This is a genomic window from Bizionia sp. (genome assembly GCF_048259285.1).
Lineage (GTDB): Bacteria > Bacteroidota > Bacteroidia > Flavobacteriales > Flavobacteriaceae > Algorimicrobium > Algorimicrobium hallyeonense.
The window spans coordinates 36985-51432 of sequence record NZ_JBLXHU010000002.1 but is presented as its reverse complement, the minus strand read 5'-3'; the positions used below and the strand labels follow the sequence as shown (position 1 = coordinate 51432).

14 protein-coding genes are annotated in these 14448 nt (G+C 34.5%); 7 read left to right on the top strand and 7 right to left on the bottom strand.

Annotated features, from left to right (window positions below; genetic code table 11):
* A complete protein-coding gene (locus ACN0QX_RS01200) occupies window positions 1-726 on the bottom strand; it encodes a polyprenol monophosphomannose synthase (RefSeq protein WP_417195113.1) in 726 nt (241 codons plus the stop codon).
* Between the two features lie 107 nt (window positions 727-833).
* Here ACN0QX_RS01200 and ACN0QX_RS01195 point away from each other — a divergent pair, with 107 nt between their 5' ends.
* Window positions 834-1481, top strand: a complete 648-nt coding sequence (locus tag ACN0QX_RS01195) for a DUF4271 domain-containing protein (protein ID WP_417195112.1) — start codon at window positions 834-836, stop codon at window positions 1479-1481.
* A gap of 24 nt (window positions 1482-1505) precedes the next feature.
* Window positions 1506-2255 (top strand): uroporphyrinogen-III synthase, encoded by a 750-nt coding sequence (locus ACN0QX_RS01190; protein ID WP_248396274.1) that lies wholly within the window; start codon window positions 1506-1508, stop codon window positions 2253-2255.
* 72 nt (window positions 2256-2327) lie between these two features.
* Here ACN0QX_RS01190 and ACN0QX_RS01185 read toward each other — a convergent pair whose 3' ends face one another.
* The 3 genes from ACN0QX_RS01185 to ACN0QX_RS01175 all read right to left on the bottom strand — a co-directional run bounded on the left by ACN0QX_RS01185 (window position 2328) and on the right by ACN0QX_RS01175 (window position 5472).
* Window positions 2328-3302 carry a T9SS type A sorting domain-containing protein gene (locus ACN0QX_RS01185; protein WP_417195111.1) on the bottom strand — a complete coding sequence of 325 codons (975 nt, stop codon included), beginning with the start codon at window positions 3300-3302 and terminating at the stop codon, window positions 2328-2330.
* A gap of 101 nt (window positions 3303-3403) precedes the next feature.
* Entirely contained in the window at window positions 3404-5017 is a 1614-nt protein-coding gene (pckA, locus tag ACN0QX_RS01180) for a phosphoenolpyruvate carboxykinase (ATP) (protein WP_248396279.1), read from the bottom strand.
* A 53-nt stretch (window positions 5018-5070) separates the two neighbouring features.
* Window positions 5071-5472 carry a DUF423 domain-containing protein gene (locus tag ACN0QX_RS01175; protein WP_248396281.1) on the bottom strand — a complete coding sequence of 134 codons (402 nt, stop codon included), beginning with the start codon at window positions 5470-5472 and terminating at the stop codon, window positions 5071-5073.
* Window positions 5473-5551: 79 nt separating this feature from the next.
* Between ACN0QX_RS01175 and ACN0QX_RS01170 the strand changes: the two genes are divergently transcribed.
* Both ACN0QX_RS01170 and ACN0QX_RS01165 read left to right on the top strand, forming a co-directional pair.
* Complete coding sequence (locus ACN0QX_RS01170; RefSeq protein ID WP_417195110.1) at window positions 5552-6916, top strand: saccharopine dehydrogenase family protein; 1365 nt, start codon at window positions 5552-5554, stop codon at window positions 6914-6916.
* Window positions 6917-6945: 29 nt separating this feature from the next.
* Window positions 6946-7416, top strand: a complete 471-nt coding sequence (locus ACN0QX_RS01165) for an Lrp/AsnC family transcriptional regulator (protein ID WP_066250811.1) — start codon at window positions 6946-6948, stop codon at window positions 7414-7416.
* A gap of 49 nt (window positions 7417-7465) precedes the next feature.
* Here ACN0QX_RS01165 and ACN0QX_RS01160 read toward each other — a convergent pair whose 3' ends face one another.
* The 3 genes from ACN0QX_RS01160 to ACN0QX_RS01150 form a co-directional block, all read right to left on the bottom strand.
* Entirely contained in the window at window positions 7466-8170 is a 705-nt protein-coding gene (locus ACN0QX_RS01160) for a Bax inhibitor-1 family protein (RefSeq protein ID WP_248396285.1), read from the bottom strand.
* Between the two features lie 92 nt (window positions 8171-8262).
* Window positions 8263-8958 (bottom strand): zinc metallopeptidase, encoded by a 696-nt coding sequence (locus ACN0QX_RS01155; protein ID WP_417195109.1) that lies wholly within the window; start codon window positions 8956-8958, stop codon window positions 8263-8265.
* Window positions 8959-9149: 191 nt separating this feature from the next.
* Window positions 9150-12155, bottom strand: coding sequence for a leucine--tRNA ligase (locus tag ACN0QX_RS01150; protein WP_417195108.1), 3006 nt, complete (start codon window positions 12153-12155; stop codon window positions 9150-9152).
* 126 nt (window positions 12156-12281) lie between these two features.
* On the opposite strand from ACN0QX_RS01150, the gene ACN0QX_RS01145 reads away from it, so the two are divergent.
* From ACN0QX_RS01145 to ACN0QX_RS01135, 3 genes are all read left to right on the top strand, one after another.
* Complete coding sequence (locus ACN0QX_RS01145; RefSeq protein ID WP_248396292.1) at window positions 12282-13160, top strand: cell division protein FtsX; 879 nt, start codon at window positions 12282-12284, stop codon at window positions 13158-13160.
* A gap of 188 nt (window positions 13161-13348) precedes the next feature.
* Complete coding sequence (locus ACN0QX_RS01140) at window positions 13349-13603, top strand: DUF3098 domain-containing protein (protein WP_248396294.1); 255 nt, start codon at window positions 13349-13351, stop codon at window positions 13601-13603.
* Between the two features lie 49 nt (window positions 13604-13652).
* Window positions 13653-14447, top strand: coding sequence for an undecaprenyl-diphosphate phosphatase (locus ACN0QX_RS01135; protein WP_417195107.1), 795 nt, complete (start codon window positions 13653-13655; stop codon window positions 14445-14447).
* The last annotated feature ends 1 nt before the right edge of the window (window position 14448 follow it).

Here is a 14448-nt window from a genome sequence, read left to right as displayed (position 1 = left end):
TTATTTTTTTCTAAAAAAACTGTTTATTTTCATACTTATAACGCCTAGAATAGCTTCCGAAATTATGCCTCCACTCATTTTAGATTTCCCTTTGGAACGGTCTGTAAAAATAACGGGGATTTCAATAATTTGAAAATCTTTTAAATAGGCTTTGAACTTCATTTCAATTTGAAAAGCATAGCCCACAAATTTAATGCTGTTTAAATCTATGGTTTCTAAAACCCGACGTTTATAGCAAACGAAGCCTGCCGTGGTGTCGTGTATTTTCATTCGGGTAATTAATCGCACATATTTGGATGCAAAATAAGATAGTAAAATTCTACTCATTGGCCAATTTACAACGTTAACACCTTTTACATACCTAGAGCCCACTGCTAAATCAGCATGCTGAATATGACAAGCATTATACAGGCGAATTAAGTCGTTTGGATTATGAGAAAAATCGGCATCCATTTCAAAAATATAGGCATAATCACGTTCCAAACACCATTTAAATCCAGCAATATATGCGGTTCCAAGTCCCGTTTTTTCTTGACGTTGCAAGAGGTGTAAACGCTCCGGAAATTCTACTTGTAATTCTTTAACTTTTTCAGCTGTTAAATCGGGTGAACTATCATCAACTACCAAAACATGGAATACCTTTTCTTGCGAAAACACGGCCCTAATGATGGCTTCTATATTCTCAATTTCGTTAAAAGTAGGAATGATGACAATTGTGTCTGACATTACACGCTGTTATTTTTAGCAAATGTAAACTATTTAAAAGATACTTTTTTTTAAATATTCCTTAAAATATTAGACACAAGTAGAATAATTTATAATAATTTTACAACATGCTTCGTAATGTTATTTCAAATGACTTGTATACCATTTTAATTGTTATTGGACTTATTCTAATAGCAGTTTGCAAGGTGCTTTTTGCCAAACGCTTTCAGGATTTTATTTTGGTTTTAGGAAACTCCAAGTACCTTAAAATTTACGCTAAAGATCAAAAGTTTTTTGATGTTTTTGATGGTCTTCTGTTTTTAAACTTTGTGTTAGCTATATCAATTTTTGGATTTATTAGTTATAATCATTTAACAACGGAATTAGAAATATCTAAATTACTGTTGTTAAAATTAACAGCTATTATTGCCATTCTTATAGTTATGAAAACATTGTTAGAACGGCTTATAGGGAGTGTTTTTGAAATTGACTTTTTAATAGATAATTATTTGTTCCAAAAAATAAGTTATAAGAATTTTTTAGGCATTATTCTTATGCCATTAAATGCCATTATTATCTATGGTATTTCCGTTTCTAATCCTATTATTTATAGTATTTGGGCAATTATTGTACTCGTATTCGTCATTGGCATCATTACAACAGTTAAGACCTATCAAAATCTTATAAAACAGAACATGTTTTATTTTATTTTGTATCTTTGCGCTCTTGAAATCGCTCCTTACATTATTTTATATCAATTAGCTATAAAAAATTAAGGTTTCAAATTAAAGAAAAAGCCTATGAAAGTGAAAACAATTTTAGTATCTCAACCAGAACCTAAAATAGAAAATTCGCCATATTTTGATCTTCAGGAAAAGCAAAAAGTAAAAATTGACTTTAGACCATTTATACATGTAGAAGGGGTTGATGCCAAGGAGATTAGACAACAAAAGGTTGATTTATCTAAATACACAGCTATAATTTTAACGAGTAGAAACTCTGTAGATCATTTTTTTAGAGTCGCGGATGAAATGCGTTTTAAAGTTCCAGATAGCATGAAATATTTCTGTCAATCTGAAGCTGTTGCTTATTACCTTCAAAAATATGTGGTTTATAGAAAACGTAAAATTTATGTAGGAAAACGTAATTTTGCCGATTTATCACCATTAATAAAAAAATATAAAGGCGAATCCTTTTTACTACCAACAACTGATAAACTAAAACCTGAAGTTCCAGAAACACTAAATGCTTTAAATGTGGAATGGAAAGAAGCTGTTTTTTACAAAACGGTTATTAGTGATTTATCTGATTTAGCAAATGTCTATTACGATATATTAGTGTTTTTTAGTCCTTCGGGAATTGAATCTTTATTTCATAATTTCCCAGACTTTAAACAAAACGAGACGCGTATAGCAGTTTTTGGAAGCACAACTATCAAAGCTGTTGAAGAACATGGTTTGCGTGTTGATATTGCTGCACCAACACCAGAAACACCTTCTATGACTATGGCTTTGGAAAAGTATATAAAGGACGTTAATAAAAAGAAATAGGTTTAAAAATAATCATAAAAAAAGCCCAATTGAAATAAATCAATTGGGCTTTTTATGTTTTAGAATTCTAGTTTAATTAACCACTAGTTTTTTAGTAACAGTTTTTGTACTTGTCGTTACACGCATTAAATACACACCAGATGATAATGATGCTATATTTATTCTATTATTTCCAAATGAAATAGTATTAGTCAATACTAATTTTCCAGTAATATCATAAACGCCTAAACGCGTGTTTTCCTCTAAATTAGAAGAAATAGTTACAACACCTTTAGCCGGATTAGGGAAAATTGAAAACACTGATGTGTTTGCTTTTTCCAAACTCAATGTTGCACAAGCTGGCTCCGTTTCAACAAAAGTACTTCCGCCATCAATAATCCAAGCACCCAAATTAGGTTCCGTTGCATCATCAACAAAAATACAAGTTAAGCTTCCATTAAAATCAGATCTAAACACAGTATTTGCATTATTTCCATTTCTCATGTCAACAGATGTTAAGTCGTTATTTCTTAAATTAACATTTGTTACAGCACTATTTGCCGATAAATCAATTGATGTTAAAGTTGCATTTTGTGCATTAAAAAGCAATAATGCTGGGTTCGTAGACAAATCAATAGTAGTTATAATTGTTCCATAAACATTTACATTTTCTAAAGCTGTTAAGCCAGTAACCGTCAAGCTACTCAAGCCCGTACATCCTTCAAAGTTAACATCCGTAACATTAACATTGGCTGTCAAATTAGCAGTTGTTAATCCTGTATTATAGGATAAGTTAAGCCCATCAATGTTTAAAAACGCTTCTAATCCCGTTAAATCTGTAATGCCTTTATTTGGCAAACCTAAAGAACCTGTTGCTGCTAAAGCATCGGCCGTAAGTATACGACCATCCAGAATTGCTTCAGTATCATAGTTAAAATCAATTAACGCTTGTTCAAACGCGGCATCCGGAACACAAGTATAACCTATAGCTGGAATTCCTGGGCATTGGGCAAAAGTTAATGATTGAAATGCAATAAAAATTGCTAATAAATAAGTAGTTTTTTTCATAAAAAATAGGTTTAAATTTGAGTGTAAAACTACAATTTTAAACCTATTCAAACAAGTAAAACAATAATATTAACGCACCAAATTAATTGGTTCGCAGATTGTTACGATCTTACTTTTGGAGCCCCAGCCATAATTTCAGCATTGGCAAACTCCTCAAATTTCTTGAAATTCTCTTTAAATGAATCCGCTAATTTATTAGCTGTTTTATAATATCCTTCGTCATTATTCCATGATTTTCTAGGACTTAATACTTCTGTTGGTACATTCGGGCAAACTTTTGGTTGCTGAACACCAAATACAGAATGCTCATGGTAGTTGTCTTTATTGGCAGCCTCTAAACTTCCATCCATGGCAGCCGTTATCATGGCGCGTGTATATTTTAATTTCATGCGCGATCCAACACCATAAGGTCCACCAGTCCAGCCTGTATTTACCAACCAAACGTTTACACCAGCTTCTTGCATTTTTGCACTTAACATTTCTGCATATTTTGTTGGATGCAATGGCATAAATGGCGCTCCAAAACACGCAGAAAAACTTGGTAGCGGTTCGTCAATACCTGCTTCTGTTCCCGCAACTTTAGCCGTATATCCAGAAATAAAATGGTAAGCGGCTTGACCTGGTGTTAATTTAGAAATTGGAGGCAAAACACCAAAGGCATCTGCCGTTAAAAAGAAAATATTTTTAGGATTTTCACCAATAGACGGCACTTGAATATTATCAATATGGTCAATTGGATAACTTACTCGTGTGTTTTGCGTAATCGATATATCCTCAAAATCTACATGACCATCTTTGTCCATGATTACGTTTTCAAGTATGGCTCCTGGCTTAATAGCATTAAAAATATCAGGTTCATTTTCAGCTGAAAGATTAATTACTTTAGCATAACAACCACCCTCAAAATTAAAAACGGTGTTTTCTTTTGTCCAACCATGTTCATCATCGCCTATTAATCTACGATTAGGATCGGCAGAAAGTGTTGTTTTTCCTGTCCCTGATAATCCGAAGAATATAGCTGTATCGCCATCTTTACCAACATTAGCACTACAGTGCATTGGCAACGTATTTTTAAATACGGGTAAAATAAAGTTTAAAGCAGAGAAAATTCCTTTTTTAATTTCACCTGTATAGCCGGTCCCACCAATTAAAGCAATTTTTCGAGTAAAATCTAAAATTGCAAAATTATGTTGGCGTGTTCCATCTTCAGCTGGAACTGACATAAATCCTGGTGCATTAACAATAGTCCATTCTGGCTTAAAGTTTTCAAGTTCCGACGGTTCTGGTCTTAAAAACATATTTTGGGCAAACATATTGCTCCAAGGGAATTCAGTAATAACACGAATATTTAATCGGTATTTTTCATCTGCACAAGCATAGCTATCTCTTACAAATACTTCTTTTCCTGATAAGTAATCGGTTACTTTATTATATAGTTTTTCGAAAGCATCCGATTCGAAAGGGATATTAATATTTCCCCACCAAACGCGATCTTCGGTAATTGCATCTTTAACAATAAAGCGATCTTTAGGAGAACGTCCTGTAAATTCACCAGTATTAACTGCTAAAGCACCAGAAGACGCTTCAACGCCTTGACCTTTTTCAATTGTAAGTTTGTGTAGTTGTTCGGAAGATAATTGATATTGAACTTTAGCATTTTTAATTCCATATTTTTCTAATGAAATTGTATTGGATGCTTGAGTATGATCTATCATAATAATATGTGTTGTTTATTCTACAAAATTAAACATTATTTTATTCTATGCACTTAATTTTTAGAAATATCAGTCCTATTTTTTAAAAACTTTATTAACAATAAGAGCCACGAAATAATTAGTAATAATCCGCCAATTGGTGTAATAAATCCAATAGTCTTAAAATTAAAAGCGGTTAAACTATTAGTTGCTAAGCCATATATGGAGCCCGAAAACAATAACACGCCAATTAAGACTAAATAAAAGATAATTTGTTTAGTTTTAGCATTAACAGCAGATGACACTCCTAAAAAAAGTAAAAACAAGGCATGATACATTTGATAACGCACACCTGTTTCAAATGTTGCAATTTGTTCCGGTAAAATTAACCCCTTGAGTCCATGTGCTCCAAATGCACCCAAAATTACGGCTACTAGCCCTAAAAACGCACCTAAACTTAATATCTTACTGTTCATATTATTTTGTGAATTGAGTTTTTATAACAATTACTATTTCTTACTTTCGTGACAACAAAAATACTCAACATATTTCATTATGCGAAAGATATTACTCATTGGTGCTGGAAAATCCGCATCTTACCTTATAAAATACTTACTTGAAAAATCTCATGAAGAAAATCTATTAATTATTGTTGGCGATGTGAATTTCACAAACGCCAAAAAATTAATCAACAATCACGAAAATGCCCAAGCAATCATGCTGGACGTTTTTGATAAAGAATCGCGCCAAAACGCTGTTCAAAATTGTGACATTGTTATTTCCATGCTTCCCGCTCGCTTCCATATTGAAGTAGCTCGCGACTGTATTACCTTCAATAAAAATATGGTAACAGCCTCTTACATTAGTGATGAAATGCAAAACCTTGACAAAGCAGCACGCGATAAAGGTTTAATTTTTATGAATGAAATAGGTGTCGACCCAGGTATTGATCATATGAGTGCCATGCATGTTATTGACAGAATTCGTGATGCTGGTGGTAAAATGATTCTTTTTGAATCCTTCACTGGTGGTTTAGTAGCGCCCGAAAGCGACAATAATTTATGGAATTACAAATTTACTTGGAACCCAAGGAACGTAGTAGTCGCGGGCCAAGGTGGTGCTGCCAAATTTTTACAAGAAGGGACGTACAAGTACATTCCGTATAACCGATTATTTAGAAGAACAGAGTTTTTAGACGTTGAAGGATATGGCCGTTTTGAAGGTTATGCCAATCGCGATTCCTTAAAGTATCAATCTGTTTACGGCTTGAGTAACGTTAAAACGCTATATAGAGGAACCATGCGTCGTGTGGGCTTTAGCCGCGCTTGGAACATGTTTGTTCAATTAGGAATGACTGATGATAGCTATACGATTGATGATAGTGAAAATATGAGCTATCGCGATTTTGTAAATGCATTTTTACCGTATAGCCCAACGGATTCTGTTGAATTAAAATTCCGTCATGCCTTAAAGATTGACCAGGATGATATTGTTTGGGATAAGCTATTAGAACTGGATATTTTAAATGGTAATAAACGTGTTGAATTGAAAAAAGCAACCCCTGCTCAAATTCTTCAAAAAATCCTTATGGATAGTTGGACATTAGAAGAAGATGATAAGGACATGATTGTTATGTACCATAAATTTGGTTATGAATTGGATGGCAAACGGCATCAGATAGATTCGACCATGGTAACTATTGGTGAGGATCAAACGTACACAGCTATGGCTAAAACCGTTGGACTTCCTGTTGCTATTGCAACGCTAGCTATTTTAAACGAAACCATAACCACGCCTGGTGTGCAAATGCCTATTACCAAAGAAGTTTATGGGCCAATTTTACAAGAGTTGGAAACCTATGGTATTGCATTTACAGAAACTGAAGTGCCATATTTAGGATATAATCCGCTAAATTTATAAGGGTTTTTGCACTTATAACTTACTAGTTCATGAAAATAAACAATAAGGAAATAACTATTGATGGTATTGATAAAACCATCTTGCGTGCTTTAATGAGCGATGCTAGAACACCAGTTTTGGAAATTGCACGTGAGGTAGGTATTTCTGGAGCAGCAATACATCAACGGCTTCGGAAACTTGAAAAATCAGGAATTATTTCGGGCTCTAAATTTGTCATAAATCCTAAAGTATTAGGTTATACAACCATGGCTTTTATAGGTATTTACTTGGATAAAGCCATGAGTAATCCGGAAGCTGTTAAGCAGTTGCAAAAAATCCCTGAAGTATTGGAATGTCATTATACCACAGGAAACTGGAGTATTTTCATTAAAATACTCTGTAAGGATAATGAGCATTTAATGCATTTACTGAATAAGGATATTCAATCCATTTCAGGTGTTTCTAGAACAGAAACCTTTATTTCCTTGAATCAGCAAATAGACAGACAAATTAAAATATAAAAAAAGCTCCTGAATATTCAGGAGCTTTTTTTTTAATTGATTTTATATACTAATCTCTTGACATAAAAATACTCAAAACGTACCAAAATAATAACATTAATGAAGCAAATAATCCTAATGCTGCTGGAATATAATCGTCAGTTGTGTATTTGTTTACCATATTAGACGTTTGGTATAAAATAGAGCCGCCTGCTAATAAACACATTGCTACCGAGAACCACAAGCCAAGTGTAAATCCGAATAAGGTTCCTGCTAGAATTAATCCAATAGCAATAAAAAAGCCAATAGTTAAACCGGTTTTAATAAATGAAAAATCTTTTTTTGTTACTAACACAACAGCAGATAAACCAGTGAATAAGCCTAATGTTACAATCGCGGCTTGATTTAGCATTTCTGTTCCGGAATCCATATAAAACATGGCAACATAAATTAACGGCACAAAAATGAAAGCTTCAGCCAATATATAAAGTGCAAATGCTAAATACTGTGTGTTTTTATCGGTGGTTTTCATAGTCATGCGCTCGGCATAATTTGTAACAAACATAAAACCACCTAACATGATGAGCCATTTATAGCCATCCAACATGGATAACATGAATTCTACAATCGTTTCACTTTGTAACAATAAATATTCAAATAGGATAAAGACTAAAACACCTCCTGCCACATGAGCATAGGTTTTTTTATAAAAGGCCACCCGATCTATATCTGATACCTGTGCTAATACATGTTGTTCTTGAACTTGGTTTTCCATAATTAAATTTGGTTCTAATTTGAGTTTGAAAAATAACTAAAAAAAGTCAGACGCAAAACATCTGACTTTTAAATTCGTTAAAGCGTTTATTTTTAATCGCGACCACCAAATACTTGAATTGCCCAATACGCCAATGAGGCTAAAGCTCCAATAGCAGCAACTAAATAGGTTCTAGCCGCCCATTTTAAAGCATCTTCAGCGGCAGCATGTTCGTCACGCGTAACCATGTGTTTGTTTTCTAACCAAGCCAATGCACGATTACTTGCATCATACTCTACAGGCAACGTAATAAAACTAAATACAGTTGCTAATCCCATCATAATAACACCTGCAACAGCTACATACCATCCAAGACCAACACCTGCGGCTCCACCTAAAACTAAACCACCAATAATTAACCACTGAGACATATCAGATGACACACTAACTACAGGCACCAATTTGGATCGCATAGTTAACCATTCATAGGCTTGTGCATGCTGAACTGCGTGACCACATTCGTGCGCAGCAACCGCAGCTGCAGCAGCATTTCGTTGATTGTAAACCGACTCACTTAAATTAACTGTTTTATTTTTTGGGTTGTAATGATCGGTTAACTGACCTGGTGTTGATATAACAGCAACATCCGTAATACCATTATCCAATAGCATTTTTTCTGCTATTTCTTTGCCGCTCATGCCATTTTGTAAGTGCACTTGCGAATACTTTTTAAATTTCCTTTTTAACTGACTACTAACGGCCCAACTTACTAAAGCTATGGCTCCAATTAATATATAATATCCAATCATTTGTTTTCTTTTTTTGAACTGTAAATTTACAAGATATATAGCAAATAATGCGCCAAATATTTGTTAAGTAATTTTGTCAGTTCAGCTTCGCTATTATTCAAAAAAAAAGAGTTTCACAAAATGTGAAACTCTTTTTTTTATTAATTAAAATTACTATTCTTCGAATAGAGAGATTCCTGTCTACGCAGGAATTAACCAACGATGTTTACAATCTTGCCAGGAACAACAATCACCTTTTTAGGTGTGCGTCCTTCTAATTGTGCTTGTATTTTTTCATGTGCCATTACAGCTTTTTCAATATCTTCTTTACTCATATCCATAGGTAATTCAAGTGTAAATCGCATTTTACCATTAAAAGAAATTGGGTAATTTTTAGAACTTTCTACTAAATGCTTTTCATCAAATTTTGGAAAAGCGACAGTAGAAATAGATTTTTCATGACCTAATTGGCTCCATAATTCTTCTGAAATATGTGGTGCATAAGGCGACATCAACACAATAAGCGGCTCCAAGATATCACGACTCGTACATTTTTGAACTGTCAGTTCGTTAACGGCAATCATAAATGTTGAAACAGAGGTATTGAATGAAAAACTCTCAATATCTTCCTCTACCTTTTTAATCGTTTTGTGCAAGGTTTTCAGGTTGTCCTTGGTAGGTTCTGATTCTGTAACTTTAATTCCGTTATCGTCTACATACAACTTCCATAATTTTTTAAGAAAACTATGAACTCCTGTAATTCCTGCAGTGTTCCATGGTTTGTATTGCTCTAAAGGTCCCAAAAACATTTCATAGAGACGTAAACTGTCGGCGCCATAATCTTCACAAATACTATCTGGATTAACAACATTGTATTTGGATTTAGACATCTTTTCTACTTCACGACCTACTTTATAAACATCATTGTCAGCTTTAATTATTTCACCGTTTTCGCCAATAAAAACTGCATCTTTATAATCGTCGCCAAATTCGCCATCCTGCTTTAATCCTTCAATATCTAATTCATCGGAAGCATTTATATATTCCACTTTTACGTGAATTGGCATTGGCACAACTATAAGGTTTTCTAAAGTATCTGTATTCGGTAAACCGGCAATTTTAGCAAGGGTATTTTTGAGTTTTTTCAAGGCTTCTTTATCCAATGCCAAATCACCTTTGCTGATAAACTCTGAATGCGAAATATAAATATTTTGTAATTTCTTCAAAAGTTTTGCTCCTACAGCTTCTTCAGATCTAGGGTCTGCAAACATAAAACTCAATCGGTAAACAAAGGCACTTGTTCCCAAAATCATCCCTTGGTTAATCAGCTTTTTGAATGGCTCTTCTACATTTACAAAACCACGATCTTTCATAAACTTCACCCAAAAACGTGCGTATAATAAATGACCTGTAGCATGTTCGCTTCCGCCAATATACAAATCCACATTCTCCCAATAGTTGAGGGCTTCTTCACTAGCAAAATCCATGTCGTTTTGAGCATCCATGTATCGAAAGAAATACCACGAACTTCCTGCCCAGCCTGGCATGGTGTTCAGTTCTAACGGGAACACCGTTTTATTATCTATCAACGCATTGCTAACAACGGTAAAATTTTTAGAATCCCAAGCCCAAACATCCGCACGACCTAAAGGTGGCTCTCCTGTTTCGGTTGGTAAATACTTTTCTACTTCAGGCAAACGGATTGGTAAATGCTCTTTATCAATCATTTGTGGCATGCCATTTACGTAATACACTGGAAATGGCTCACCCCAATAGCGTTGTCTTGAAAACACGGCATCACGCAATCTATAATTGGTTTTGCCTTCACCTTGCTCTATTTTTTCTAATTCAAAAATAGCACGTTTCATGGCTTTTTTATACGGTAAGCCGTTTAAGAAATCAGAGTTAGCAATGACCGCTTTATCTTTGTCGGCAAAGGCTTCTTCAGAAATATCGACACCTTCAAAAATATTTGGGATTGGAATATTAAAATGCTTTGCAAAAGCGTAATCACGCTGATCACCGCATGGCACAGACATTACAGCACCGGTTCCGTAGCCAGCTAATACATAATCGCCAATCCAAATTGGAATCGGTTCTTTACTAAAAGGATGTTCTGCAAACGCTCCCGTAAAAACACCTGAAATAGTTTTTACATCCGCCATTCGGTCGCGTTCACTACGTTTGGCTGTTTTTTCAATATAAGCTTCAACCTCTGATTTTTGTGCATTGGTTGTTATTTGTGAAACCAATTCGTGTTCTGGCGCTAAGGTCATGAATGATACGCCGAAAATAGTGTCTGGTCTGGTGGTAAAGACTTCTATCACCTTATCGTGATCTTTCACTTGAAAAGAAACAGAGGCGCCAATAGATTTTCCAATCCAATTGCGTTGGCTTTCTTTTAATGAACCTGTCCAATCAACCGTATCTAGTCCTTGTAATAAACGTTCCGCATAGGCCGAAATACGCATAGACCACTGTGTCATTTTTTTACGAATAACCGTATGGCCTCCACGTTCTGAAACGCCATTGACAATTTCATCATTCGCTAAAACGGTTCCTAAAGCGGGACACCAATTCACTTCGGTTTCCGCCAAATAGGTTAATCGGTATTGTAATAATATTTCTTGTTGTTTTTCATGCGAAAAGCCGTTCCACTCTTCAGCAGAAAAAATTAGAACATGATCGTCGCAAACGGCTTCTACAGATTTGTTTCCTTCCGAAGCGAAAACTTCAACTAAATCTGCAATGGGGTACGCTTTACTCGCGTGCTTGCAATACCACGAATTGAATAATTGAATAAAAATCCATTGCGTCCATTTATAATAATTGGGATCAGACGTTCTAACCTCGCGACTCCAATCAAATGAAAACCCAATTTGGTCTAACTGACGTCTGTATGTTTTAATGTTTTCTTCGGTTGTAACCGCTGGATGCTGACCTGTTTGAATGGCATATTGCTCGGCTGGTAAACCAAAACTATCATAGCCTTGTGGATGCAATACATTAAAGCCTTTATGTCTTTTAAATCGTGCATAAATATCAGAAGCAATATACCCTAATGGATGACCAACATGCAAACCTGCTCCGCTTGGATATGGAAACATATCCAAAACATAGTATTTTGGTTTATCAGATTGATTATCGGCTTTAAACGTTTGGTTTTCTGCCCAATATTTTTGCCATTTGGCTTCTATGTCGTTGAAATTGTATTGCATCTGTCTATTTTATGCTTATAAAGGCGCAAATTTAAACTTATTATAACAATGTTGAAAGTTTAAACGTTGTAATCCTTAAGGAATTGGATTTCTTTTATATTTTTACAGCATTAACGCATCGTATTTATGAGTTCATCTTTTGAGAAGTATCAAAAACGCCGATTAATATCCTCGTATTTTTCTGTAGTATTGAGTATAGGCTTGGTTTTATTCCTATTAGGCTTGTTGGGTATGCTGGTTTTAAATGCCAAAAAAGTATCTGATCATTTTAAGGAACAGGTAGTAGTTACCATTTATTTAAAAGATTCTGCTAAAGAAGTTGAAACTAAACAGCTAGAAAAAAGCTTAGCGATGTCTGATTATGTAAAATCGACCGAATTTGTTTCAAAAGAACAAGCTGCCGAATCTATGAAAGCCGAAAACGGTGAAGACTTCATGGCTTTTTTAGGTTATAATCCACTTCAGAACTCCATTGATGTTTATGTAAAAGCCGATTTTGTTACAGCGGAACAATTAGATGGCATTGCGCAAGAAGCGCTTACCAAAAGCTTTGTGGACGAAGTTCGTTATGATAATGACTTGGTGAATTTGATGAATGATAATGTAAAAAAAATAAGTTTTTGGATTTTAGTTATCAGTGGTTTATTTACCATTATTGCAGTTTTACTGATTAATAGCTCCATTCGTTTATCGGTTTATTCCAAACGCTTTACTATTAAAACCATGCAAATGGTTGGTGCTACCAAGCAATTTATTAGACGTCCATTTGTGTGGAAAAGCGTACGTTTAGGTGTAATTGGAGCCGTTTTAGCCATGATTGGAATGGCTGTGGTTTTATATTATATTAATCAAACCTTCCCTGAATTAGAACTTTTAAATAACCATATTTTATTAGGACTTTTATTTGCTGGTATTTTTGTGTTAGGTATTATTATTACTTGGATTAGCACGTTTATAGCTACGCAACGTTTCTTGAATTTAAAAACAGATCAGCTGTATTATTAAGGATTAGCTAGGATGTATTAATTTTAGAATCTCTTAACGCAAAAGTTTTAAATAAATCAGTTACTTTGCATGTGCCGAAAAATGGGTTCGGCGGATTAAAGCATATTGCATATGTAGCAATACATGATGTTATTATTTTTACAGAATTTACTTCGGAACCTAAAAATTCGGAAGATTAATTAAAAATTATGGGCGAACAAAAACGTAAGGCAGACACACAAACCGAATTTGTATTCGGAAGGAAAAATTATAAATTCATGATAATTGGTCTAGCCGTAATTGGTTTAGGTTTCATTCTAATGTCAGGTGGTGGTAGCGATGACCCTAATGTTTTTAATCCAGAAATATTTAATTTTCGACGCATTCGTTTAGCGCCAACGTTAGTTTTACTTGGTTTTGCTATAGAAGTTTACGCTATTTTACTGAATCCGAATAAAAAATAAGTCCGTTTACTTTCTTCGGCTACTACGTCATTTTTAATATTTTTGCCCAATGGATATAACCGATTCTATTATTTTAGGTGTTATACAAGGTCTCACCGAGTTTCTACCTGTTTCTTCTAGTGGTCATTTAGAACTTGGAAAAGCCATTTTGGGCGACAACTCTATTCCTAAAGAAAGTCTGCTTTTCACAGTGGTTTTACATTTTGCAACCGCATTGAGCACTATGGTTGTGTTTAGAAAAGATATTTGGCTCCTACTAAAAGGTGTTTTGAAATTTGAGTGGAATGACGACTTGCAATTTGTGTCTAAAATTGCATTGTCTATGATTCCTGCCGTTATTGTAGGTCTCTTTTTTGAAGAACAATTAGAAAGTCTTTTTGGAGGTAATATTATGCTAGTCGGCTTTATGCTTTTAGTAACAGCTGCCCTACTCTTTTTAGCTGATAAAGCTAAGGACACCCATAAAAAAGTAAGTTTTAAAAACGCCTTAATAATTGGAGTTTCACAGGCTATAGCCATGCTTCCTGGTATTTCACGTTCCGGAGCAACCATTTCTACTTCTGTATTATTGGGGAATGATAAAACACGAGCTGCTCGTTTTTCCTTCTTGATGGTTGTACCGCTTATTTTTGGGAAAATCGCTAAAGACCTTTTAAGCGGCGATTTAACTTACGAAGCATCTAATTTTACTTATTTAAGCGCTGGATTTATAGCCGCTTTTCTTGCAGGACTATTTGCTTGTACTTGGATGATTTCATTAGTAAAGAAAAGTAAACTTTCCTATTTCGCTATGTATTGTGCCATTGTTGGTGTGATTGCAATTATTTATACACTCGTAAATTAAC

Coding starts and splice junctions, on each gene's coding strand:
- pckA (WP_248396279.1), bottom strand. CDS start 5,017: ATGATAGATCATACTCAAGCATCCAATACAATTTCATTAGAAAAATAT.
- ACN0QX_RS01155 (WP_417195109.1), bottom strand. CDS start 8,958: ATGATTGGATATTATATATTAATTGGAGCCATAGCTTTAGTAAGTTGG.
- ACN0QX_RS01150 (WP_417195108.1), bottom strand. CDS start 12,155: ATGCAATACAATTTCAACGACATAGAAGCCAAATGGCAAAAATATTGG.
- ACN0QX_RS01145 (WP_248396292.1), top strand. CDS start 12,282: ATGAGTTCATCTTTTGAGAAGTATCAAAAACGCCGATTAATATCCTCG.
- ACN0QX_RS01160 (WP_248396285.1), bottom strand. CDS start 8,170: ATGGAAAACCAAGTTCAAGAACAACATGTATTAGCACAGGTATCAGAT.
- ACN0QX_RS01185 (WP_417195111.1), bottom strand. CDS start 3,302: ATGAAAAAAACTACTTATTTATTAGCAATTTTTATTGCATTTCAATCA.
- ACN0QX_RS01170 (WP_417195110.1), top strand. CDS start 5,552: ATGCGAAAGATATTACTCATTGGTGCTGGAAAATCCGCATCTTACCTT.
- ACN0QX_RS01190 (WP_248396274.1), top strand. CDS start 1,506: ATGAAAGTGAAAACAATTTTAGTATCTCAACCAGAACCTAAAATAGAA.
- ACN0QX_RS01200 (WP_417195113.1), bottom strand. CDS start 726: ATGTCAGACACAATTGTCATCATTCCTACTTTTAACGAAATTGAGAAT.
- ACN0QX_RS01165 (WP_066250811.1), top strand. CDS start 6,946: ATGAAAATAAACAATAAGGAAATAACTATTGATGGTATTGATAAAACC.
- ACN0QX_RS01175 (WP_248396281.1), bottom strand. CDS start 5,472: ATGAACAGTAAGATATTAAGTTTAGGTGCGTTTTTAGGGCTAGTAGCC.
- ACN0QX_RS01140 (WP_248396294.1), top strand. CDS start 13,349: ATGGGCGAACAAAAACGTAAGGCAGACACACAAACCGAATTTGTATTC.
- ACN0QX_RS01135 (WP_417195107.1), top strand. CDS start 13,653: ATGGATATAACCGATTCTATTATTTTAGGTGTTATACAAGGTCTCACC.
- ACN0QX_RS01195 (WP_417195112.1), top strand. CDS start 834: ATGCTTCGTAATGTTATTTCAAATGACTTGTATACCATTTTAATTGTT.